Origin of the sequence: Enterococcus sp. C74, assembly GCF_040887125.1 — a bacterium.
GTDB lineage: Bacteria > Bacillota > Bacilli > Lactobacillales > Enterococcaceae > Enterococcus_B > Enterococcus_B hirae.
Genome location: NZ_JBFOFA010000008.1, coordinates 65,177 through 88,600, shown reverse-complemented (window position 1 = coordinate 88,600; position 23,424 = coordinate 65,177). Strand labels below are relative to the sequence as shown.

General features: G+C 35.7%; 22 protein-coding genes. 17 read left to right on the top strand and 5 right to left on the bottom strand.

Annotation, left to right across the window (positions count from 1 at the left end):
* Positions 1-23 precede the first annotated feature (23 nt).
* From AB3H93_RS10885 to AB3H93_RS10830, 12 genes are all read left to right on the top strand, one after another.
* Positions 24-716 (top strand): sugar transferase, encoded by a 693-nt coding sequence (locus AB3H93_RS10885; protein WP_010720308.1) that lies wholly within the window; start codon positions 24-26, stop codon positions 714-716.
* A gap of 7 nt (positions 717-723) precedes the next feature.
* Positions 724-1,848: a glycosyltransferase gene (locus tag AB3H93_RS10880; RefSeq protein WP_010720307.1), complete on the top strand. Its 1,125-nt coding sequence runs from the start codon at positions 724-726 to the stop codon at positions 1,846-1,848.
* A 13-nt stretch (positions 1,849-1,861) separates the two neighbouring features.
* Positions 1,862-2,848, top strand: a complete 987-nt coding sequence (locus AB3H93_RS10875; protein WP_010720306.1) for a hypothetical protein — start codon at positions 1,862-1,864, stop codon at positions 2,846-2,848.
* A gap of 5 nt (positions 2,849-2,853) precedes the next feature.
* Positions 2,854-3,894, top strand: coding sequence for a glycosyltransferase family A protein (locus AB3H93_RS10870; RefSeq protein ID WP_010720305.1), 1,041 nt, complete (start codon positions 2,854-2,856; stop codon positions 3,892-3,894).
* Positions 3,891-4,967 carry an EpsG family protein gene (locus tag AB3H93_RS10865; protein WP_010720304.1) on the top strand — a complete coding sequence of 359 codons (1,077 nt, stop codon included), beginning with the start codon at positions 3,891-3,893 and terminating at the stop codon, positions 4,965-4,967. Before AB3H93_RS10870 ends, AB3H93_RS10865 begins: the two co-directional genes overlap by 4 nt.
* Positions 4,968-4,983: 16 nt before the next feature.
* Positions 4,984-6,129: a glycosyltransferase family 4 protein gene (locus AB3H93_RS10860; RefSeq protein WP_034699377.1), complete on the top strand. Its 1,146-nt coding sequence runs from the start codon at positions 4,984-4,986 to the stop codon at positions 6,127-6,129.
* Positions 6,129-6,980 carry an NAD(P)-dependent oxidoreductase gene (locus tag AB3H93_RS10855; RefSeq protein WP_010736877.1) on the top strand — a complete coding sequence of 284 codons (852 nt, stop codon included), beginning with the start codon at positions 6,129-6,131 and terminating at the stop codon, positions 6,978-6,980. Before AB3H93_RS10860 ends, AB3H93_RS10855 begins: the two co-directional genes overlap by 1 nt.
* Before the next feature lie 3 nt (positions 6,981-6,983).
* Positions 6,984-8,150 carry a nucleotide sugar dehydrogenase gene (locus tag AB3H93_RS10850; protein ID WP_010720301.1) on the top strand — a complete coding sequence of 389 codons (1,167 nt, stop codon included), beginning with the start codon at positions 6,984-6,986 and terminating at the stop codon, positions 8,148-8,150.
* A gap of 5 nt (positions 8,151-8,155) precedes the next feature.
* Positions 8,156-9,577, top strand: coding sequence for a flippase (locus AB3H93_RS10845; protein ID WP_010720300.1), 1,422 nt, complete (start codon positions 8,156-8,158; stop codon positions 9,575-9,577).
* Between the two features lie 250 nt (positions 9,578-9,827).
* On the top strand, positions 9,828-10,244 hold the full coding sequence (locus tag AB3H93_RS10840; protein WP_010736880.1) for an Ohr family peroxiredoxin: 417 nt from the start codon (positions 9,828-9,830) through the stop codon (positions 10,242-10,244).
* Between the two features lie 291 nt (positions 10,245-10,535).
* Positions 10,536-10,988, top strand: a complete 453-nt coding sequence (locus tag AB3H93_RS10835; protein ID WP_368020567.1) for a hypothetical protein — start codon at positions 10,536-10,538, stop codon at positions 10,986-10,988.
* Positions 10,900-11,163: a PepSY domain-containing protein gene (locus AB3H93_RS10830; RefSeq protein ID WP_080704599.1), complete on the top strand. Its 264-nt coding sequence runs from the start codon at positions 10,900-10,902 to the stop codon at positions 11,161-11,163. The genes AB3H93_RS10835 and AB3H93_RS10830 overlap by 89 nt, the downstream gene beginning before the upstream one ends.
* A 101-nt stretch (positions 11,164-11,264) precedes the next feature.
* Here AB3H93_RS10830 and AB3H93_RS10825 read toward each other — a convergent pair whose 3' ends face one another.
* Positions 11,265-11,966 carry a DUF975 family protein gene (locus tag AB3H93_RS10825; protein WP_126344801.1) on the bottom strand — a complete coding sequence of 234 codons (702 nt, stop codon included), beginning with the start codon at positions 11,964-11,966 and terminating at the stop codon, positions 11,265-11,267.
* Between the two features lie 208 nt (positions 11,967-12,174).
* Here AB3H93_RS10825 and tgt point away from each other — a divergent pair, with 208 nt between their 5' ends.
* The 4 genes from tgt (at position 12,175) to AB3H93_RS10805 (ending at position 18,000) form a co-directional block, all read left to right on the top strand.
* Positions 12,175-13,320: a tRNA guanosine(34) transglycosylase Tgt gene (gene tgt, locus AB3H93_RS10820; protein ID WP_010720296.1), complete on the top strand. Its 1,146-nt coding sequence runs from the start codon at positions 12,175-12,177 to the stop codon at positions 13,318-13,320.
* Between the two features lie 92 nt (positions 13,321-13,412).
* The gene (gene yajC, locus AB3H93_RS10815; protein WP_010720295.1) at positions 13,413-13,802 is read left to right on the top strand and encodes a preprotein translocase subunit YajC; all 390 of its coding nucleotides are present in this window, start codon (positions 13,413-13,415) and stop codon (positions 13,800-13,802) included.
* 272 nt (positions 13,803-14,074) lie between these two features.
* Complete coding sequence (adhE, locus tag AB3H93_RS10810; protein WP_010736883.1) at positions 14,075-16,672, top strand: bifunctional acetaldehyde-CoA/alcohol dehydrogenase; 2,598 nt, start codon at positions 14,075-14,077, stop codon at positions 16,670-16,672.
* Between the two features lie 377 nt (positions 16,673-17,049).
* Entirely contained in the window at positions 17,050-18,000 is a 951-nt protein-coding gene (locus AB3H93_RS10805; RefSeq protein WP_368020566.1) for a hypothetical protein, read from the top strand.
* Between the two features lie 237 nt (positions 18,001-18,237).
* On the opposite strand, the gene fni is transcribed toward AB3H93_RS10805, so the two are convergent.
* The 4 genes from fni to mvk are packed head-to-tail and all read right to left on the bottom strand — an operon-like array spanning position 18,238 to position 22,296.
* Positions 18,238-19,284, bottom strand: a complete 1,047-nt coding sequence (gene fni / locus AB3H93_RS10800) for a type 2 isopentenyl-diphosphate Delta-isomerase (RefSeq protein WP_161652305.1) — start codon at positions 19,282-19,284, stop codon at positions 18,238-18,240.
* Positions 19,281-20,366 (bottom strand): phosphomevalonate kinase, encoded by a 1,086-nt coding sequence (locus AB3H93_RS10795; RefSeq protein ID WP_010720289.1) that lies wholly within the window; start codon positions 20,364-20,366, stop codon positions 19,281-19,283. Before AB3H93_RS10795 ends, fni begins: the two co-directional genes overlap by 4 nt.
* A gap of 12 nt (positions 20,367-20,378) precedes the next feature.
* A complete protein-coding gene (gene mvaD, locus AB3H93_RS10790; RefSeq protein ID WP_010736887.1) occupies positions 20,379-21,356 on the bottom strand; it encodes a diphosphomevalonate decarboxylase in 978 nt (325 codons plus the stop codon).
* On the bottom strand, positions 21,349-22,296 hold the full coding sequence (gene mvk / locus AB3H93_RS10785) for a mevalonate kinase (protein WP_010720287.1): 948 nt from the start codon (positions 22,294-22,296) through the stop codon (positions 21,349-21,351). The genes mvaD and mvk overlap by 8 nt, the downstream gene beginning before the upstream one ends.
* A gap of 314 nt (positions 22,297-22,610) precedes the next feature.
* Here mvk and AB3H93_RS10780 point away from each other — a divergent pair, with 314 nt between their 5' ends.
* Positions 22,611-23,270, top strand: a complete 660-nt coding sequence (locus tag AB3H93_RS10780; protein WP_368020564.1) for a deoxynucleoside kinase — start codon at positions 22,611-22,613, stop codon at positions 23,268-23,270.
* Positions 23,271-23,424: the final 154 nt, after the last annotated feature.

The following is a 23,424-nucleotide window of genomic DNA, read 5'->3' as shown; positions in this document are numbered from 1 at the left end:
CGATAAAGAAAGGTGGCAATGGGATGAGTGAAAATATCGAGGTTACGAAAAAATTTCAAGAGGGCTTTGGCTCGAGAGTCCAATTTTATCGTGTGAAGCTGAAACGCAAAAAATTATATGAACTTTCTAAAAGAATCATTGATATTGTTTTTAGCTTTATTGGCCTTGTGGTTTTATCACCTCTCTTACTTTGGATTGCTCTTAGGATATATCTGGAAGAGCCGGGAAAACCAATCATTTTTTCCCAATACCGAGTAGGCAAAAATAAGCAGTTATTCAAAATGTATAAATTTCGTTCGATGTGTGTCGATGCAGAAAAAAAGCTCCCAACGCTACTGAGCAAGAATGAAGTAGAAGGGGCGATGTTCAAGATGAAAGATGACCCACGTGTAACAAAATTTGGACGATTCATTCGTAAAACAAGCTTAGATGAATTACCACAACTATGGAATGTTTTGAAAGGTGAAATGAGTTTAGTTGGTCCTCGTCCATCTTTACAAAGAGAGGTTTCGCAATATACGAAATATGATGAGCAAAGACTATTGGTCAAACCAGGTTGTACCGGTTTATGGCAAATTAACGGGCGTAGCAATATCGGTTTTTCTGAAATGGTGATGCTAGATTTAGAATATATCGAAAAGCGAAGTATTTATATTGATTTCAAAATCATCTATCGTACATTTTTTGTTATTTTGCGTCCTGAAGGAGCGTGTTGATAGGGAAATGAAAAAAAAAGTTTTGCTCTTGAGTGAATCAATGGAAGGCGGCTTAAGAAAACATATCGTTCAATTGATTGAACAATTAGACCAAGAAGAATTTGATCTTTACTTTATTCATGGAACAAAAAAAATGGATCACTGTTTTTCTGATCAATATATGCAGTTAAAAGATCGAGCTACTTTTATTCCCTGTCCTACCTTTACTAGAAATGTCGATGTGAAAAATGATTATGTTACTTACCGCTTCTTGAAACAACAAATGAAAGAAATTCAACCGGATATTGTGCATTGTCATAGTTCGAAAGCCGGTGCGCTAGGGCGAATAGCTGCTAAAAGAAATCGTATTGAGCAAGTTTTTTATACACCACATGCGTATTCTTTCTTATCTTCGGAATTTAAGCAATCTAAGAAGACACTATTTATTTGGATAGAGAAGATGCTAAGTAGGTATGCAACGAAGAAGACGTTTAATGTATCTGAAGAAGAACGAATGGCAGGTATAAAATTACACCTTGATAACCCATCCAAATTTATAGTCATCCGCAATGGATTGCCTGCAATCGACTTTCCTTCTAAAAAAACGATCAAAGAATCTCTAGGGTTGAAGGAATCGAATATTGTTATTGGTAACAACGCACGTCTTTCTTTTCAAAAAGACCCTTTTTTATTTATGGAAGTAGCAAAAGAAGTCATTCAACAAGACCCTAATTATCATTTTGTCTGGGCAGGGGATGGACCACTATTCAAAGAAGTCAAAGCATTTTTAATCAAGCACGATTTGACGGGAAATGTCCATTTATTAGGAGAAAGAACGGATAGTGAACGAATCGTTGCAGGGTATGATCATTATTTGATCACTTCGAGATATGAAGGGTTGCCTTATTCTTTGATCGAAGCGATTCGCGCTGGTGTTCCGATTATTGGCAAAAAGGTGACAGGAGTAGAAGAAATTATTGAACAAACAGGTGGTTGCTTATTAAATACAGATAGTCCTCACTCATTTGCACGAGCAATCCTAAATGCAGAGCATAGCTGTGACAAACAACAAATAATAGCGATCTATCAAAAAAATTATTCATTAAATCAAATGATTCGAGAGATTACAAAACAGTACAACGGAGAAAATTGAGAGAAGGCATAGTATGGACAAACGCTTAAAGGATAAAAAAATATTGTTTATTGCATGGAAATTTTACGATTATCCACAGCTGATCATCGAAGAATTAGAAAGAAAAGGCGCAAAAGTGACGTATTATAATGCGATCCCTTCGGACTCACACCTCAAAATGAAACTTTCTACAAAGTTCAATACCTTAAGAGAGAGTTATCTGAAGCAAATTTTATTAGCGATAGGACAAGAAAATTATGATTACTTTTTCGTTATCAATCCAGTACTGTTTCCTGAAAAGTTCATCAAAGAGGTGACCGATATTGTTGGACCGATCCCTAAATTAGCCTATTTGTGGGATTCAATTGCTACATTTTCACAAGTGACTAGATACTTTGATTATTTTAATTATTTATATAGTTTTGATGCGAAAGACTGCAAGAAATACGCAGAATTAAATTTTTTGCCATTATTCTACATAAATTCCGATGAGAAAAACAAAAAAGAGCCAACCTATCTTTTTTCTTTTGTGGGATTCGGTCATAGCATGCGTTACTCATTTATCAATCAAGTAAAAGAACTTTGTGAGAAAAAACAATATAGCTACTATTTCAAACTATATCTTCCTTCTATCTGGCATTTTTATTATTACAAATATGGAACTAAGACACTCGCAACAGCCAAAAAAGAAGAATTCATCTATCAACCACTTCCGCAAACAATCGTTAATGAAGTGGTTAAAGAGAGCAAAATTATTTTGGATCTAGAGCTAGCAAATCAATCAGGTCTCACGATGCGTACGATTGAGACACATGGAATGAGAAGAAAACTGATTACAACAAATCCAGAAGTGAAAAATTATGATTTTTACCATCCTGATAACATTTGCGTAGTTGACCGAAAAAAGCCAGTTATTCCACAACGTTTTATTGAGACAGACTACCATTTACTAAATGATCAACTTTACAAAAACTATCAATTATCCACTTGGCTCGATCGGATCTTCAGTGGAAAGGAGTAAGAAAATTGAAGAGAATTAGCGTGATTGTTCCAATCTATAACGGAAGCTTGTATTTAGAAAATACACTCCAAGCGTTATTGAATCAGCCCTACAAAAATATCGAGTTGATTTTGATTGATGATGGTTCACAAGATGATAGTTATCAAATTTGCCAAAAATTTGCACAACAAGATGAACGTATATTATTGATTCATCAAACAAACGCGGGGATCTGTGCAGCCCGTAATACAGGTTTAGCTTATGCGACAGGCGAATTTGTTAGTTTTATCGATCAAGACGATGCAATTGATCCCAATATCTATGTCTATTTGTCTAACAAAATCGGAGATGCAGATATGATCGTAGGCGGCAAATCGATGCAGTTGATTGATAAGAAACAACTGCTTTTGTCTGAAATAGATTACTCCTATGAAGAAAAGCAATTAAAGGATCAAAAAGAGATTGCTTATGCTTTGTTTAATTTAGATCATCGAATGACGTTTCTCCATTTATGGAATTGTTTGTACCGAAAAAAAATAATAGATGAGTATGATTTGAAATTCGATGAAAGATTTCGTTATGGGCAAGAAGATACTTTATTCAATTTTAACTATGTTTCTAAATGTCAAACGATTCAGCTGGTCCCCGAAGTAGTTTATCAATATAGTCAACGTGAATTGACGAGTACTTCTTTAAAAAATAATCCCTCAGCTGTGAAAGATTTTCAAATATTTATAGAAACAATTGGAGAAATTGAATGGAATGAACGCGTTTATCCCTACTATCAAAAATATCGCTATACTTATTTTTTACGACATGGGTTGAATATCTATACCCAATTCGGCATGAATACAGCGAATCAAAAAAAGATGCTACAAGATATCCAACAACTATTGTCCAAAGAGAAAATACAGAAACCTTTAATCATAGAATCATCACGGTATTATAGAAACTATTTATGTCTGGTGAGTCGTTTAATGGAAAAACGGAGATATCGAACCTTGAATCAGTTGATTTATGGAACCAGTTTTATAAAAAAAATGTTGAATAGGGTGTCTGCTGGATGATCATCGTTGCTTATTTTGCTGTACTGATACTTAATTTTATTGAAGTTTTCAGAAATAAACGCAATAAATATTTACTCTTATTAAGTGTTTTGATCCTCGGATTGATTTTTGCAGGTGGTACTGAAAATACAGACATGGTCTACTATAAAGCAACTTATTTTGATGATGCACGTATCAAATATAAAGCGACAGAATTCGGCTTTTACTATTTTGCACAGTTTTGCCGACAATTAAATTTAGGACTCTTTGGTATGCGTGGGTTGGTCTTTTTATTTGCAACCCTATTAATCGGTGCGACAGTTAAAAAATATTGCGTAAATACTCATCTATTTATAATTATTTATACGTTATTTTTATTTTTTATTGATGCTATTCAACTAAGGAATTTAGTGGCGATATCTCTTGTGATTTATTCATTTCCATATTTAGTAGAAAATAAAAAAATAAAATATTTTTTTGGCATAATTAGCGCTAGCTTATTTCATACGATCAGTTTATTTTATCTACCGTTTTTATTTTTATCTTCAAAAAACAAAAAGTTTTTTATTCAACTAATGGTTGGTGGTGCAATTTTTCTGGAGTTGATCTATGTAATCTATAGTGGAACTCCTCCCTATTTGAATTATTTAATCGAAGAGTTCTCAACAAATTCCGGAAGAATCCAACAATATACTGAAAAAATAACAAATGGTTCGATACAAGTTATTTTTCTTTTCTTGCTGAATGTGGGGTTAGCATACTGGGCACATTTAGGATTTCCTAAAAGTACAATCAGTCAAAAAAATAAACTATTCTCACAATATGTGTTTTATGCTTCGGTGATTTTATTGATGTTTATTCCTTTGCTTTGGTATTCTGTAGAATTTTACCGTTTAGCCAGAGGTATATTGCCTTTGATTTATATTTCTGTGATCAATGCTAGTTATAAATACAAAAAAGTCACCTATTATCAACTCGTTTTGTGGGGGATGTTAGTTATTCACCTTCTGGCTTGGTTTTATGTTTCTTATTTTTCGATCTCTATACCTGAAAGGATTTTTAATCCGCTATTTTATCAGAATGAATGGCTATAAGAAAGGACAAAATACAATGAGCATCTTATTTTTGAGTGGGATTTCTGCAGAAGAAAATAAAGGTATTTTTAAAAAGAACTGTTCCCAAGCAAAGTATATGAGCAATCATAAAAAGCAATGTTGGTTACTTTATTTTAAAAAACAAGAAATAAGAGTACGTGAGTTTTATGACAAGCAGATGATTCACGACAGTTTATTAACAAAGAGTGATGCAACGAATCACCGTCAAAAAATAAAAGATATCCAAATAGCAACAAAAAAATTATTGTTGTCGAGAGAATGGACTCATTTCTATTTTCGGGATCAATATTATACAAAAATAATGAGTGAACTGCTAAGTATCTCTCAGCAAAAAACAATTCAAACGATTATGGAAATTCCTACTTATCCTTATTATAAAGAACAATTGAATGTAGCACCCAATAAGTTAAAGGGTGGATTGAGTCTAGTATGGAATTACTTAGGTGATCGATTGTATGAAAAAAAATGCAATAAGATTGCAGTAATTGAGGCGAAGACAAGTAATAAAAAAAAGGCGAAGATGGTTTCTTTTTACAATGGTGTAGATCCGGATAATTTGCCAGTCAATTTATATCAGAAAAATGAAGAACAGCCTACACATCGGGTAGTTGCTGTTGGAAATTTTTATCCTTATCATGGGCTGGATCGTTTAATTGAAGGACTTGAATATTATTATCGGACAAAAGATGAGATAGCACCAGAGGTCTTCTTTGACATTGTTGGTGGGGGACCAGCAATTGAAGAGTTAAAACAACTGGTAGCATCTTACCGATTACAAGGATACGTTATATTTCATGGGTATAAAGATCGTCAAGAATTAGAACAGCTTTATGGTGAAGCTTCAATGGCTATCGGTACATTAAAGTTACATCTACGAGGTGCCAATATTGAGACAGCTATCAAAGTATCCGAAGCACTTTATCAAGGAATTCCAGTGATTACATCAGGCGAAACACCATTTTTTAGTGCAGTAAAACAAAATATTTATCAAGTAAAGGATGATGATTCACCGATCTCAATCAACGAAATGCTTCAATTTTTGGAAAAAAAACGTATCCCTGTTGGGGATCAGGTGTTACTCGACCTCTTCTCATGGGAAAAAATAATAGAAAAAATAGTAAATTTGGGGAGTGAGAATTGATGAAAATATTAGTAACTGGAGCAAACGGTTATTTAGGAACTGGAATTGTAGACCAACTGATCAATGATGGAAATGAAGTTATTGCGACAGATGTCAGAACGAATCGAATAAATAAAGAAGCCACTATCTATCAAGAAAATCTTTTTGATATTTCTGATCCGTATCATTATTTTGGTGAACCGAACGTATTAGTCCATCTTGCATGGCAAGATGGGTTTATCCATAATGCAGAAAGTCATATTAGAAACTTATCCGATCATGCACTATTTTTAAAAAAATTTTTCTTATCAGGAATCGATAAAATCGTAGTGATGGGATCGATGCATGAAGTTGGATTTTATGAAGGCTGCATTAACGAATTCACTAGTACACACCCAATGAGTTACTATGGCATTGCAAAAGATTCATTGAGAAATTTCAGTTCGTTTATGGCTAAAGAAACCAATAAAAAATTTCAATGGTTGCGTGCTTATTACATTGTATCGAATCAACCGGGTGGTAGTTCGGTTTTTTCAAAAATCATTGAGAAAGCCAAGGAAGAAGAGGTAAACTTTCCTTTTACAATGGGGGAAAACCAATACGATTTTTTAGACTATGATGATTTTTGTTTTCAAGTAGCAGCAGCTGTTGAACAAGACGAAATCTCAGGAATCATTAATATTTGCTCAGGTTATCCTGTTAAATTAAAAGAACGTGTCGAACAATTCATTGCAGATAATCACTTGAATATTCATTTGGATTATGGTGCCTATCCCGATAGAAAATATGATTCTAAGGCTGTATGGGGGGATAATAAAAAAATACAAAAAATTTTAAAACAAGCAAAAAATAAAAAAATAAGTAAGGTGTAAGAAATGAGACTATCTGTTTTCGGTATGGGCTATGTAGGGCTAGCAAATGCATTGTTGCTTGCCCAAAATAATGATGTGGTTGCTTATGATATCGATCAGAAAAAAATCGAGAAACTAATAAAAGGTTGTTCCCCAATCGAAGATAAAGAGATCCAAGAATTTTTGAATAATAGAGAATTGGGAATAACTTTTACACAAGACTTCAAAAGTGCAGCATCATGGGGAGAATTTATTTTGATTGCTACTCCAACCGATTATGATGAAGAAAAAAACCTATTCGATACTTCCTCCATAGAAGAAGTAATCGAAAAGGTAAAGGCAGTACGTACGGATGCTGTATTTATCATTAAGTCAACGATTCCTTTAGGTTATATTAAGTATTTAAAAAAGAAATATCAATCAGAGGATTTTATTTTTTCACCAGAATTTTTGCGGGAAGGAAAAGCATTGTATGATAATCTCTATCCTTCTCGTATCGTTGTAGGCGAAAACACGAAAAGAGGACAAAAAATTGCTTCGATGTTTAAAAAAAATACTCGAATAAAAGATGTTCCTGTTATTTTAACTGATTCAACAGAAGCAGAAGCGATCAAACTGTTTTCTAATACCTATTTAGCATTAAGGATTGCTTATTTCAATGAACTTGATACTTATGCTGAAATGAATGGATTAGATACAGCTCAAATTATCTCGGGGGTTTCAATGGACCCAAGAATAGGGGACTATTATAATAATCCCTCTTTTGGTTATGGCGGATATTGTTTACCGAAGGATACGAAACAATTACTAGCGAATTACCAGCACGTGCCAAATGATCTGATCCAAGCCATCGTTCAGTCAAATGATACAAGAAAAACATTTATTGCAGATCGTATCATGGAAAAAAATCCAGATGTAGTAGGGATTTATCGTTTAACAATGAAGGCGGGCTCTGATAATTTCAGATATTCATCTATTTTAAGTATCATGCGTCTTTTGAAAGATCAAGGCATTAACGTAGTCATTTATGAACCGACAGTGAAGAAGGAGCATTTTTCGACATTTAAAGTAATAAAGGACATTGATGAGTTCAAGAAGCATTCAGATGTGATATTAGCCAATCGATTTGATCCGTTACTCAAAGATGTAGAAATGAAAGTCTATACGCGAGATATATTTGGAAGGGACTAATAGAATTGAAACATGTGCTTAAAAATTTTGGGTATCAGTCATTATTTCAACTGACAAAGATTATCATGCCAATCATTACAGTCCCAATTGTTTCAAAAGCATTAGGTCCTGGAGGATTAGGGATTTTTAATTACACCAATTCGATTACTCAATATTTTGTGTTAGTCGCTAGTTTAGGGATCTCGATGTATGGGAATCGAGAAATCGCATTAGTTTATAATCGTAAAGAAAATATTTCAAAAACGTTTTGGGAAATCTGTTTATTAAAAGCAGTTTTAACATGTATTACACTTTTAGTTTTTTTGTTATTTACTACTTTTTTAGGTAATAAGATCTATTTCTATATACAAAGCCTCACTATTATAGCTGTTATGTTTGACATTTCGTGGTTTTTTATGGGAATCGAGGATTTCAGAAAAACGAGCATGATCAATCTGGGAATTCAATTTGTTACTTTCATTTTAATTATCTTTTTGATTAAAGATTCTTCTGATACGATTTTATATGTTTTACTACAGTCAGTAGGAACCTTATTATCTCAACTATTGACATGGCTATTTATTCATAAACATATAAATTTTAAAAAGGTAGCATTCTTAGATAGCTTTAGACATATCCGATCATCTTTTGAATTTTTTATCCCACAGGTTGCTATTTTACTTTATACGAATCTAAACAAGACTTTATTGGGTGTTTTTATTGGTAGTACAGCTGTTGGTTATTACACTAATTCATTAACAATCAATACGGTATTTATCACGGTTATTACAACGCTTGATATGGTGCTATTACCGCACATGAGTGGGTTATATGCCAAAGGAAACATTAATAAGATGGTGGATATCATTGATAAGACGATTCATTTACAATTATATTTTAGTGTTCCAGCGATGTTCGGGATGCTTACGGTTTACGATAAATTAGTTCCCTGGTTTTTTGGGAAAGAATTCTTATTCATCAATAAAGTTATTCCACTTTTTTCTATTTTGATCGTTGTGATGCCCTTAGGTATGTCCATTTCTAGACAATATTTGATACCGATTGGCAAAGTAAAAATCTACAATAAATCTGTATTAATTGGTGCGGTTATCAATATTTTATCTAATTTAATCTTGTTACCGTGGATCGGTTTTTTTGGAGTGGTTTTTTCAAACCTTTTAGCAGAAATTTTTGTAACAGTGGTACGTACAAAATCATTCTTGAATCAAACAAATTTTAGCTTTAAGAAAAAAAACTTACTGGTTATTTTTTGTTCATCCATTATTATGTGGTTCGTTACAAGAATAATTACAAATGGCATGTCACCTACCTTTTTGACTAATCTAATCCAAGTTTCTATAGCCGTCCCTATCTATTTTTTATTAACGTCTTTGTTTGGCTATAACCCTATTTTGAGTGGTTTAGGGAAATGGAAAAAAGAAAATTGAACACGAGTAGTTTCCTTGCTCAAAATTTTTAATAATTTCAATAAAGAGTAGATTCGTATTTTTTTTTAAGAAAAAATGACGTTGAATAATCCTTTAGAGTAAAGAAGTAAATAGACGCAGTTTGGTTTTAGGTAAAATTTACTATTCTTGTAAACAACCCAATCATTCCTATACACTAACCTTTTATGTGATACCCAATTACCTAGATGCCAACTACTATATTTACAATCAACTTTGGAGGGCGAAATTTATGAGCAAAATTTATGAGGTAGCTACTATTAATACAGGTGGTCGTAGTGGTAAAATTTATTCACAAGAGAAAAAATTTTTGTATGATGTCGCAGCACCTGGAACCCAAAACACGGATGCAACAAATCCCGAAGAGCTCTTTGCAGCAGCTTATAGTGCCTGTTTTAACGGTGCCTTAGAATTAGTTTTATCTAGAAAAAACATCAATCAACCTAGTTCAGTAAAAGCAAACGTTGCTTTGCTGAATCATGGAGAGGCAGATTTTACAATAGAAGTTCTTTTGACAGTCTTTATCAAAGATATGCCGAAAGATGAAGCAATACGTTTTGTTGAAGAAGCAGATCAAGTTTGCCCTTACTCAAAAGCTTTGCGTGGAAATGTAACAGTAAATTTAGAAATCAGTGACACTGACTTCTAAAATCGTTCCTTTCCATCAAAAGTAATGATGAAACATATTAGAAAAGCCATGGGGGAGCTTTTCTAATATGTTTTTTTTTTATTTGTTCATGACTAGATGGTAAAAAAATAAAAAAAATAAGATGAAAGATTTAAGTAGAATAAAGACATAGGGATATATTATTTGCTTTATCTCTTATATTCTCTCAATGAGGCTGGAGGATTCAATTCATCCAGCCTCAAACTCCTAAAAAAAGAACGATTAATCGTTCATTTCAAGAATCTAACAATTGATTGTGAAGGAGCGGAAAAGATGAAGTTGTTTGTATGGTGTTTAACGGTATTAACTAGTTTTAGTTTGGGGATGTTGGTGATGTTTGTTTTTAATTATCCTTATGAAAATTATGGGAATGAAACGAAAGAAATCAAGGCTGCCAATGTTTCTAGTTCGTCCACATCTGCGGATGAAATTGAGGAGCCGGAAAAATTCAATGTATCATTAAAAGAAGCACTTGAAACTTATCAGACTTGTTATCCTCATCAAGCGATTACTTCTGTGAAAGTTAGTCAGACTGTTGGTCCTTACTATTACGAAATTACTGGTAGAGATGCAACTAAAGAATGCAGCGTAAGAATTTCAACTAAAACAGCGAACATCAAAAAAAAAAGTATATCGGATACGAAACAAACACGAACAAGCCACTACCGAGCAATCCGCAGATCTGTTCAATATCAAAAACTTAAAAAGTTTATCGGAAGTTACTGAAATAGCTGAAAAAGTAGCTGAAAAAACGACTGGGACAGGAAAAGCAGTAATGTGGTATCTCGAAAGACAATCAGGAAAATCGTATTGGACAATTACTATTAAAGAAAAAATAAAAAAAGTGACAGTCAAAGTTGATGCGTATACTGGCGAAGTTCTAAAAGCTGAGCAGAAGTGAGCGAAATGAAAAAAGCGACTGCGGCTGAAGCATGTGAAACGACCCTCAAAAGTTAGATTTTTGGTCTAACTTTTGAGGGTCGTTTCATTGGACATTGATTTTTATACGTTTTTTGGCAATTGTTCATAAAAAGCTGCTTTAGTTGCTGTAATATAAGGATTTAACCATAAATAACCAATTCCAGCAGTTAGCATGGCTAAGATATGCCAGCCAATAAAGGATAGATCAAGCCAGAACAATTTACCTTTGTAGCCATCCATTAATTTACGACTAGCAGTGATCGTATTGAGAACACTCGGTTTTTCCCCTGTTTCAGTGATAACATCATAGTAAATGAAGTAACTTTGGGAATAAGAATAACTTTTGATGATACCAGGAATAACGAATAATAACGCCCATAAAGTAGTAAAGATCGAAATCAAAATAGCTAGTAAAATCACACCACCAAGAAATAATCCTGTAAAACCACGAAAGGCATCTTTAAATGGTTCGATGGTCGATTTGGTTCCACGCAGGATATCTAGATAGGTCCATGAGATCCCACTCATAAATAGTGCGCTGATAATACCAGACACAATACCACCACCGCTAGAAGCAGCACCTCCGTTGGTATTGTTTGCCATATCTTGGACAGCTGCAGGATCATTATAAGAATGAGCAAATAATAAAGCAGTCGGGATAGCAATGATCATAATGAGTGCAATTGTGATTAACGTTGGGACTAAATTCAATAATACAGCTTGTCCCCAGCGTCCTTTTAAACTGTCTTTTGCTTGTTGTTTCAGTTCTTTTGAAGATAGCATGAGTTTCACTCCTTTTTATTTATGCCATAAGTATAACAAAGAAGAAACAATTTGGCTTTCTTTATCTTTTATCTGTTATTATAATTTTTTTAAAAAATGAAGGTTAAATAAACACCTGTCACCCAATGAACCCTTGCAAAAAAGAGTTAGAACGATTATGATGATGGGAGTTGTCAATGCGATTATTATAGAGAAAGTAGGGAATTGAATGACACAACCTGCCATTCGTTATCGTTTAATCAAAAAAGAAAAACATACCGGTGCCCGTCTTGGTGAATTGATTACTCCTCATGGGACATTTCCCACACCAATGTTTATGCCTGTGGGAACACTAGCAACTGTCAAAACCATGTCACCTGAAGAATTAAAAGCAATGGGTGCGGGAGTCATTTTAAGTAATACGTACCATTTATGGTTAAGACCTGGAGAAGACTTGGTAGAAGAAGCAGGCGGCTTACACAAGTTCATGAATTGGGATCAACCGATTTTGACAGATTCAGGTGGTTTTCAAGTGTTCTCGCTAAGCGATATGCGTAACATCGAAGAAGAGGGTGTCCATTTTAAAAATCATTTAAATGGTTCTCGGATGTTTTTATCACCAGAAAAAGCAATTAATATCCAAAATAAATTAGGATCAGACATCATGATGAGCTTCGATGAATGTCCTCCTTTTGATGAAAGCTATGATTATGTCAAAAAATCAGTGGAAAGAACCTCACGTTGGGCTGAGCGAGGCTTAAAAGCCCATCTGAATCCTGATCGTCAAGGATTATTTGGTATCATTCAAGGAGCTGGGTTTGAAGATTTACGTCGCCAAAGTGCAAAAGATTTGATCTCAATGGATTTCCCTGGCTATTCAATCGGTGGTTTGTCTGTTGGCGAACCTAAATCAGAAATGAACCGTGTGTTAGAGTTTACAACACCATTGATCCCTGAGGATAAACCACGTTATTTAATGGGTGTTGGTGCAGCAGATTCATTGATTGACGGCGTGATTAGAGGAGTCGATATGTTTGACTGTGTCTTGCCTACACGTATCGCAAGAAATGGTACTTGTATGACTTCACAAGGACGCTTAGTCGTGAAAAATGCACAATACGCACATGACTTCCGCCCAATCGATGAGAAATGTGACTGCTACACATGTAAAAATTATACACGTGCGTATATTCGTCATTTGATCAAATGTGATGAAACATTTGGGATACGGTTAACGTCTTACCATAACTTGTACTTCTTATTAAACTTGATGAAACAAGTGCGTCAAGCGATCATGGATGACAATTTATTAGAATTTCGAGCAGCCTTTTTTGAGGAATATGGGTTTAATAAAGAGAATGCCAAAAGTTTCTAATCTTTTTCACTAAATTTATGTAAAAAACTAGTGTCTCACGCCTTTTTCTGCTAAAGTTGAGTGTGTAGATACATGTTAGTGAGGTGAAAAAAATGGGATCATTACCAATGTTAGTCATGTTCGTTGCTCTTTTAGCAATGTGGTATTTTATGTCACGTTCACAAAAGAAACAACAACAAGAACGACAAAATTTACTAGACAGTATGAAATCAGGCGATGAAGTAGTTACAATCGGCGGATTACATGGTGTTGTTTCAGAGATCGACAATGAAAAACGCACAGTCGTTATAGATTGTGAAGGGATTTTTCTAGAATACGATCGAGCAGCCATCAAAACGGTTAAACCTGGAACTGTCGTAACCAATGATTCGACAGTAAATACGGTAGAAAAAACAGAACCAAAAGTTGCTGAAACAGTAGAAGTGAAAGAAGAAGCTACTGAAACTGTTGAAACACCTGAAGATAGTAAAGAAAACAAATAGGTAAAGCTTAGTAGTTGAGTCTGAGACGGTGTCTCGGGCTCTTTTTTTATCCTAAAACTCTGACTTTGTTAAGTTTTGAATAAACTGTTTTTTTGATAAAATACTTTGGATAATTAGGATAATAAATAAAAATACTGATAAATAAAGGATTTAATCGAAATTTAAAAAACTGTGAAAAAAATCACAATAAAGGTTTACATCTGAAAAGGTTTGTTGTATGATGAGAATGTGAATTAATTAACAAACAACCATGACCCATTAGGAGGAAGACAATGGCTAAAGTAATGGAGAAAGAACAACCAAAAACTATTGATGTTCAAGGAATGATTGATGAATTAGCAACGAAAGCAAATGTCGCATTAAAAGAGATGGAAAACTTTGATCAAGAAAAAGTAGATCATATTGTGCATGAAATGGCAATGGCAGCATTAGATCAACATATGCCGTTAGCTAAAATGGCAGTTGAAGAAACTGGTCGTGGGATCTATGAAGATAAAGCAATCAAAAATATGTATGCTTCTGAATATATTTGGAATAACATCAAGCACGATAAAACAGTTGGTGTCATCAATGAAGATGTTCAAAAAGGCTTGATTGAAATTGCTGAACCAGTTGGTGTGGTTTGTGGGGTAACTCCAACAACTAACCCAACATCAACGACAATTTTTAAATCAATGATCGCGTTGAAAACAAGAAACCCAATCGTTTTTGCATTCCATCCAAGTGCTCAAAAATCTTCTGCTGAAGCAGCACGTGTCGTTCGTGATGCAGCGATCGCAGCTGGCGCACCTGAAAATTGTATTCAATGGATTGAACATCCATCGATTGAAGCGACTTCAATGTTGATGAATCATCCAGGGATCGCAATTGTTTTAGCTACTGGTGGGGCAGGAATGGTGAAATCTGCTTATTCAACAGGAAAGCCAGCTTTAGGTGTTGGACCAGGTAATGTACCAGCATATATTGAAAAAACAGCAAAAATCAAACGAGCAGTGAATGACTTGATCGTTTCTAAAACGTTCGATAACGGAATGATTTGTGCTTCTGAGCAAGCAGTAATCGTTGACAAAGAAGTCTATGCTGCAGTTAAAGCAGAATTCCAAGCACATCAAGTCTATTTTGTGAAACCAGCTGAACTTTCAAAATTAGAAGATGCAGTGATGAATGAAGGTAAATACGCAGTAAATCCAGCAATCGTTGGACATTCTGCAATGGACATTGCAAAACTAGCTGGCATCAAAGTTCCAGAAGGGACAAAAATGTTAGTAGCTGAATTAGAAGGTGTCGGAGCGGATTACCCTCTTTCACGTGAAAAACTTTCTCCAGTACTTGCAATGGTTAAAGCAAACAATACAGAACATGCCTTTGAATTATGCGAAGGAATGTTGAACTTAGGCGGGTTAGGCCATACTGCAGTGATTCACTCAGAGGATGAAGAGCTACATGTGAAGTTTGGTCTACGGATGAAAGCTTGCCGTATCTTAGTAAATACTCCTTCAGCAGAAGGGGGAATCGGAAATATCTATAACGAAATGATCCCTTCACTAACTTTAGGTTGTGGTTCATATGGTAAAAATTCTGTTTCTAGAAATGTAAGTGCCATCAACTTGATCAATGTCAAAACTGTAGCGAAACGGAGAAATAATATGCAATGGTTCAAATTACCACCAAAAATCTTCTTTGAAAAGAACTCTTTGCTTTATTTAGAAAAAATGGAAAACGTAGAGCGTGTCATGATCGTTTGTGATCCTGGTATGGTGCAGTTTGGTTACTGTGATACGGTTCGTGAAGTACTATCAAGACGTAAGAATGATGTGAAAATCGAAGTCTTCTCAGAAGTTGAGCCAAATCCTTCAACAAACACAGTCTATGCAGGAACGAAATTGATGGCTGATTTCAAACCAGACACAGTGATTGCATTAGGTGGCGGTTCTGCAATGGATGCTGCTAAAGGAATGTGGATGTTCTATGAACACCCAGATACTTCATTCTTTGGAGCAAAACAAAAATTCTTAGATATCCGTAAACGGACATATAAGATCGATAAACCAGAAAAAACACAATTTGTGTGTATTCCGACAACTTCAGGAACGGGTTCTGAAGTAACACCTTTTGCCGTTATCACAGATAGTGATACACATGTGAAATATCCATTGGCAGATTATGCATTAACACCAGATGTAGCAATCGTCGACCCACAATTTGTCATGTCAGTACCAGCTTCTGTCACGGCAGATACAGGGATGGACGTATTAACTCATGCGATTGAGTCTTATGTTTCTGTTATGGCTTCTGATTATACAAGAGGATTGAGCTTACAAGCAATCAAATTAGTCTTCGATTACCTAGAAAAATCAGTGAAAACTCCTGATATGGAATCACGAGAAAAAATGCACAACGCTTCTACAATGGCAGGGATGGCATTTGCGAACGCCTTCTTAGGAATTTGTCACTCAGTTGCGCATAAAATTGGTGGAGAATATGGTATCCCACATGGTCGTACAAATGCCATTTTATTACCACATATCATCCGCTATAACGCAAAAGATCCACAAAAACATGCAATGTTCCCTAAATATGATTACTTCCGTGCAGATACAGACTATGCAGATATTGCTAAGTTCTTAGGGTTAAAAGGACAAACAACAGCGGAATTAGTTGAAGCTTTAGCAACAGCAGTTTATGAATTAGGACAATCAGTTGGAATCAATATGAGTTTGAAGGCTCAAGGTGTGACACAAGAAACCTTAGATTCAACGGTTGACCGTATGGCAGAACTTGCTTATGAAGATCAATGTACAACAGCAAATCCAAAAGAGCCATTGATCAGTGAGCTAAAACAAATCATTATTGATGCTTATAATGGTTAATTCAATACAAGTATAGTTAATCAAGCCCCTTTTCCAGATAAAGATGATCTGGAAAGAGGGGCTTTTTTTGTCGGAAAGGGGATCAATATCGTTAGAACTAGCGTAGGAATTTCTTTTGTTAGAAAAAAACGATTAATTCGCTTTTTTAGAAAAAGTAGTTTTATCAAGACCAATGAACCATGTTACTTTAGATAAGTAAAAATGAAAAAAGAAAGGAAGTTGTTAGGATGACAAAACCATTATTTGAGAAAACAAAAAATCAAGAAAATATGGGAAAAGAACAATTGATGTCAACCGTTGATTCATTAGAAGTCAAATTGCGGGAAAACTTAGAACCACTTGAAAACGTACACAAATGCACTGAGCTATACATAGAGTTGAAAAATGAACTAAAGAGAGAAATTGAAGAACGGGCTAAGAAAAGAGAGGATTGGTATAAGAAAAAGCATTCGCAAATTAAAAAAAAGGAATATTGTGAGCAGGAACTTCAAAACGCAGTGAAAGCAAAAAAAAATGCATTATATAAAAGCACCAAGCGAGTACATGGTGAAACGATCAAGAGCAAAAAAAAAGAGCTTAACGAAATAGCAAAAGAAATCAAAAATTGCAAGTCTGAGATAAAAAAACTGACGAAGGAAATGCAGTATTTAACTGGTAGGAGAGGTGAAAAATGGATCGATCATTCTTTATTAAAGTACGTGGTGAACACTAAAGTTGTCGCAGATGAAAAAAATACACCGGAGGATGACAAACTAAAAGAGGAAGCAGCAACCGAAAAAAATATAGCAGCAAAAGAAAAAGTAACAACAAAAGAACTAAAACTGGTTACTAAAGAATTGACTGAAAAACAACGAAAGCAACAATTAAAAAATAATCTCCACAATCTTAAGGAGCTAGATCAAACGTTAAAAAAATTAGGGAATGTAAAGAATCCTTGTTTTAATCAAAATAAAATAGACTATTATGTCATAATACGTTTATATCTTAAAAGATCTATGCAGCTAGAAAAAATTATACGATTCAGGATTAACCCTGGCGGAAAAACGCTCAATCTATTTAGTGGTGGTAAAGTGGATAAAAAACGAAAAAAAATAGAACGAGATCTTCAGATGAGTTGGAGAGATATTTATAGTTATCTACTAACCAATCCAGATAACTTTAAGCGTGAAACAGCAGTTCAGGAAAAACAGCAGGGGAAAAAACAATTGACTGATCTAATAAGCAAAGAACTAGGGAAAGTATGTGAAACGAGTAATCCTGAGATAGGGAAGGGGATGGGTATAATAAAACCTAGCGCTCCGCCAATGATGCCAGGAATGGAATTATAGCCGTTTGTCAAAGATACATAGGTTTTATTTTTGTTTATCAGATGCAAAAGAGTTGGTATCCTATTATTTATCGCATGAAAACTAGAACAAACGTATGAGGCGATTGGTGAAGGATAAAATAGAGTCAACGCCATAAGAAAATCTCATTCTAAGAAAACTTTGTATTTTTGTAGACAAAAAAGGTCGTCATTCATCTTTTCGATGATTGGACAACCTTTTTGAGTTGAATCGATTTGTTTATTTCTTTCGTGTGCCATATTTGGTCAGAGGGATTCCTCGGGCTTCGCACCAATCTTTAGTAGTTCCAGATAAAATCAAGGGTTGGTGATGAAGTTCTTGGATAGTTTTAGCTCCTACCATGGTCAATAGCCGTTGAAGTTCTGCTTGCCATTGTTGGACTAGTTGGATCGTTTCTGCCACGCCGTGTGTCATGAGATGCGTTAAGATCGTTCCAGAAACGCCTACTGCATTGGCACCAAGACAAAGTGCTTTGAAGAGGTCGAAGGCATTGCGAATACCACCAGAAGCAAGAATCTCTACTTGGTGTTGGGCTTCGTTTGCCTCTAGCAGAGAAGTAACCGTTGATTGTCCCCAATCGACTAAATAATCTAACTCTCTTTTTTTGCGACGAGCATTTTCGATTTGAGTGAAGCTGGTTCCGCTTCGGCCACTGATATCGATTGTCTGAACCCCCAACTCGGCTAGTTCATCAATCGTTTCTCTGGTCATGCCAAAACCGACTTCTTTCACGATCAAAGGAACCGAAATGCCTTCGCTGATTTCTTTGATCAATTTTTTCCAATTGGAAAAATCACGATCCCCTTCAGGCATCACCAATTCTTGTGGTGCATTGAGATGGAGTTGTAAAGCATCGGCTTGAAATAGTTCAATCGCCTCTTTTGCTCGTGCTAAAGAGGTGCCGGCTCCTACGTTGGCAAGGATCTTTCCTTCTGGATAAACGTCACGCATGATCGTGTAAGAATCGCTTAAAGCAGGATCTTTTAAAGCTGCACTGACTGAACCCGTGGCAATCATTAAATTTGTTTCTTTTGCGATCATCGCTAAATCATGGTTGATTTTTTTAGTTTTTTCACTTCCACCAGTCATAGCATTGATATATAAAGGATAGTCTAAAGTTAAGCCAGCAACAGTCGTATGTAGATCAATCTCTGACATGGAAACTTCAGGTAAGGGGTTATGAACGATTCGAACCGTATCAAATTCATTTTTTTGTTTACTATGAAAAGCTTTAGCTAATGAGACATGTTCATCTTTTCGATTCATCCTTTTTCCTTTCGTTGGTTACTATAGACGTGTAATGGCAAGGGTGTAATTTCTGCTAATTCCCAAGCGCTCATCAAAGGCAAGATACCGGATTTTTGATCCACGATTACGATACCACAATCGCCACCACCTGCTCCAGATGATTTTGCTGCACCCTCGTATTCTTCTGCTAAGCTACATAATTTATTTAAAGCAGGGGTTTCGATCAATACGCCCGTAATTGACGATAGCTCATGGAGTAGTTGTCGGTTTTTCCTGATCATGGCTTGGATCAAATCAATGTTATTTTCTTTGAATCCTTTAATCATTTCATGAACGCATAAGGTACTATCTTGTAAAAATTTTTGATAGGCTACCATTTTTTCCTTACGTGAGCGATGGACTTGATCGACTAAATCAGAAGTTGATGCAGGACTGCCAGTCCAACCAATCAGTAAACGCAGATCTTTCGGTGTCGGAAGAGACTCAATGGATAAACCAGGCCAATCCATTTCGATGAGTTCAACGATCGTATGTTGTTTTTCTTGTTCTTGGAGCCACTGGTGATCAAAGGTTGAAAAAGCAATCCAACCACCATAACAACTAGCTGCAATATCTCCACACGAGCCATTATCTTGAACCGTTAAATTTGCTAGTGCAGCAATTTTGAAAATTTCAATCTGTGTAAGATTTAACGCATAAAACATATTCAATGCCTTGACTGTTGCGACAGTTACGGCGCCACTTGAGCCTAGACCGTATTTGCGTCCGTTAGAACTATCCAATTCACTTGTCACTTTTAGGTCATAAAAAGAAAGTAAAATATTTTTTTCTCGTGCGTATTTTTCAGTCAAACGAATGGCAGCAAGGATATAATGAAATGGATTTTCACGAATATCCAAGACAAGTTCACCATCACGCCGAGTCCAACGAATCGGCATGCCACTATATTGCTCAGATTGGATGCTGCCGACTTTTCGTGCGGTTTCAACGGTTACAGTAACAAACTGATCAATGGCTACGATGATAGCCGGATGTCCGGTTTCAACAACTGCGTATTCTCCAGCAATATAAAGTTTTCCTGGTGCAGATACTTCAATCATAAAAATCTCCCTTTATTCAATAATCGTCATTCCTGGACCTGCAAAAGCCGAAATGACTTGTTGGCTACTAAATAAGTCACTAAATGTTGTTTTGACCTTATCTAGATGGTCTTTTTGAACTAGCACTTTCACATTTGGGCCAGCATCCATAGTAAAGTAACAAGGAATCCCCTGGTTTCTTAAATCCCGCACCGCTTGCATGGCTTTTAAACTATCAGGAGACCAGTAGGTAAATGGCGGACGAGCAGCTAATGTCGTTCCGTGCATTTTTAACCCATTTTGTTCCATAGTTTCACCTAGAAGTTGAAAGTTCTTAGTTTTGATTGCTTGTTTTAATTGATAAAGATCGGCTTCGACAGAATCTAACCATCCTTGATAAAAACTTGAAGTTTCAACCGTTCGGCGCATACCATCACGACTTGAGACATCCTTTTTTTGTTCATTCAACAATAGAAAGACCATCGCTAAGTGATCTTCAAAACCGTCTGAGGAAATTGGATGAGCATACGAACTTTGATCATCGTGTCCTTTTTCCCATTCAACAAATCCACCAAAAATACTCCGACAAGCGGAACCTGATCCTCTACGAGCCAGTCTTGATAAAGCTTGATCATCTAATCCTAATTTCAATGCCTCGTTGCATGCTCCGGCTAAAGCCGCTAAGCCGCTGGCAGAAGAAGCTAAACCCGCAGCAGTCGGAACGAAATTCTGGCTGATCACTTTTGCTTTTTTCGTGGTACCCGCTTTTTCTCTCACAATATCCAAAAAAGTACTGATTTTTTTGGTTGCTTTTTCATCTTGCAATTGATTATCTAAATAAAATTGGTCTTCTGTGTAAGCTTCTGAAAAGCTGACTTCAGTTTCCGTATAAAATGCATCTAATGTGAGTGATAAGCTGTTATTCATTGGGAGAATCAACGATTCATTTTTTTTACCCCAGTACTTGATAAGGGCGATATTCGTATATGCTCGTGCTTTGCCTTTAAACATAGGTATGTACTCCTAATCCTTGAATCCAAGTTGCAGCTGCTCCCGCTTGTAAGAGGGCTTCGCTGATTTCTTGGGCTTTTGTTTTTGTTTGAGCTAGCGCAATCATGCAGCCACCTCGACCACCACCAGTTAGTTTTGCTCCCAAAGCGCCTGAATCTCTAGCGGTTTCGATCAATACATCAAGAAAATCGTTGCTGATCGTTAAATTTTTTAAAATTAGTTGGGCTTCATTCATCGCTTGGGCTAAATGCTCGGGGTTATTTTTAACAATGGCTTTTTTGGCTTGCCTTGTTAAGTATCCTAGTTGTTGGATTTTTTGTCCAACTTTCTGCTGATCTTTTTCAAATAAATGAGCAACGTCTTTGACCACTGCTCGCGTCTGACCTTTGATTCCGGTATCAGCGACAATCAAAAAAGCGTCGATATTTAAAGAGAAATAATCAAACGGGTGTCCTTTCACAAAGTAGATTGGTTCTAAACTGCTTGTTGCCGCAGCATCGATACCGCTAGGATTACCATGGGCAATTTTTTCTGAAATTTGAACATTTGTCAAGAGCTGTTCGCGAGAAAGTGGTTGTTCGAGATAATCGTAAAAGGCACGAGTAACTGCCGTAGCTACTGCAGCGCTTGAGCCCATTCCACGTTCGGCAGGGATAGTGCTGTGAATAGTTAACTCTAATGATTGCTCAATTTGCAGTTCCTTTTTTAAGTTGAATACTAACTGCTTGATGTTTTTTAACGAATGTGGGGCATCACGCAGTATTCCTGTATAGTAGGAAGAAACAAGCTGATCTCCTGACGAAGTGATGTGTTCATTCAAGGAAGCAACTACTTTTGCTGCCTGAAAAGGAAAAGCGATAGCCGGTTCGCCGTAGACAACTGCATGTTCGCCCATCAGAATAATTTTACCATTTGATTCCCCTTGGCCATAATTTGCCATAATCTAACTCCTTCTTTTATTCCCATAACTTTTTTGAGCAAAAAATAAAGCGCCTTGGATCCTTTGCGCTAACGAACAGATTGTATAACATAGAAGTTCAAAAAACAATTCATCTTTATTTTACTAAAACCTTCCCAGAAGTAAAATAAAGAATACGTTTTCTGTTGAAAAACCTCTTTTTTCTTAAGATTTTATTGAATTTTATGAATGGAAATATCCTGTTATTCCTAATTGACACCACCAGATATTGGGGGTATATTTAAAAAGAATTGGAAAAAGACACAACATTTAGTGATAAAGTGAGTTGGAGGTTAATGAGTGTGATTGTTTTAGCAGGTACCATTGGCGCTGGAAAATCAAGTTTAACAGAAATGATGGCGGAACACTTTGGAAGTCGAGCTTTTTATGAGTCAATCGAGGATAATGAGGTATTGCCTTTATTTTATGCCAATCCTGAGCAGTATGCGTTTTTGTTACAAATCTATTTTTTGAATAAACGTTTTGAAAGTATCAAGCAGGCAATGAAAGAAGACAACAATGTTTTAGATCGTTCGATCTATGAAGATTCTTTGCTTTTTCATTTGAATGCTGATTTGGGTCGGGCAACTGAAACAGAAGTTCGAGTATATGACGAGCTATTAGCAAATATGATGGAAGAGTTGCCGTATGCCGCACATAAAAAACATCCGGATTTATTGGTTCATATTCGTGTTTCATTTGATACGATGCTTGAACGGATCGAAAAAAGAGGACGATCATATGAACAACTTTCCTTCGATCCAAGCTTATATGATTATTACAAAGAATTGAATCGTCGCTATGATCAATGGTATGACGAGTACAATGAAAGTCCCAAAATCCAAATTGATGGCGATCGATTCAATTTTGTGGAAGATCCCCAAGCAAAAGTAGAAGTGCTGAACATGATTGAAGCAAAGTTAGCAGAAATTCGTCAAGAAGTCTTTGTTCCTTGAGTCCAATAAAAAATGATAGTATAAAGAAGACAAGATCTAACTTCGATATCTAAGCCGAAGAAATTGAAAACAGGAGAGCTATTTTCGCTTTTCATCGGCTTATTTATTTTTAAGAGCGAGGACAGCGGTCAGAAGTGCTGATGATTTGTAAATT

Coding starts and splice junctions, on each gene's coding strand:
- AB3H93_RS10885 (WP_010720308.1), top strand. CDS start 24: ATGAGTGAAAATATCGAGGTTACGAAAAAATTTCAAGAGGGCTTTGGC.
- AB3H93_RS10880 (WP_010720307.1), top strand. CDS start 724: ATGAAAAAAAAAGTTTTGCTCTTGAGTGAATCAATGGAAGGCGGCTTA.
- AB3H93_RS10875 (WP_010720306.1), top strand. CDS start 1,862: ATGGACAAACGCTTAAAGGATAAAAAAATATTGTTTATTGCATGGAAA.
- AB3H93_RS10865 (WP_010720304.1), top strand. CDS start 3,891: ATGATCATCGTTGCTTATTTTGCTGTACTGATACTTAATTTTATTGAA.
- AB3H93_RS10860 (WP_034699377.1), top strand. CDS start 4,984: ATGAGCATCTTATTTTTGAGTGGGATTTCTGCAGAAGAAAATAAAGGT.
- AB3H93_RS10855 (WP_010736877.1), top strand. CDS start 6,129: ATGAAAATATTAGTAACTGGAGCAAACGGTTATTTAGGAACTGGAATT.
- AB3H93_RS10850 (WP_010720301.1), top strand. CDS start 6,984: ATGAGACTATCTGTTTTCGGTATGGGCTATGTAGGGCTAGCAAATGCA.
- AB3H93_RS10840 (WP_010736880.1), top strand. CDS start 9,828: ATGAGCAAAATTTATGAGGTAGCTACTATTAATACAGGTGGTCGTAGT.
- AB3H93_RS10835 (WP_368020567.1), top strand. CDS start 10,536: ATGAAGTTGTTTGTATGGTGTTTAACGGTATTAACTAGTTTTAGTTTG.
- AB3H93_RS10825 (WP_126344801.1), bottom strand. CDS start 11,966: ATGCTATCTTCAAAAGAACTGAAACAACAAGCAAAAGACAGTTTAAAA.
- tgt (WP_010720296.1), top strand. CDS start 12,175: ATGACACAACCTGCCATTCGTTATCGTTTAATCAAAAAAGAAAAACAT.
- yajC (WP_010720295.1), top strand. CDS start 13,413: ATGGGATCATTACCAATGTTAGTCATGTTCGTTGCTCTTTTAGCAATG.
- adhE (WP_010736883.1), top strand. CDS start 14,075: ATGGCTAAAGTAATGGAGAAAGAACAACCAAAAACTATTGATGTTCAA.
- fni (WP_161652305.1), bottom strand. CDS start 19,284: ATGAATCGAAAAGATGAACATGTCTCATTAGCTAAAGCTTTTCATAGT.
- AB3H93_RS10795 (WP_010720289.1), bottom strand. CDS start 20,366: ATGATTGAAGTATCTGCACCAGGAAAACTTTATATTGCTGGAGAATAC.
- mvaD (WP_010736887.1), bottom strand. CDS start 21,356: ATGTTTAAAGGCAAAGCACGAGCATATACGAATATCGCCCTTATCAAG.
- mvk (WP_010720287.1), bottom strand. CDS start 22,296: ATGGCAAATTATGGCCAAGGGGAATCAAATGGTAAAATTATTCTGATG.
- AB3H93_RS10780 (WP_368020564.1), top strand. CDS start 22,611: ATGAGTGTGATTGTTTTAGCAGGTACCATTGGCGCTGGAAAATCAAGT.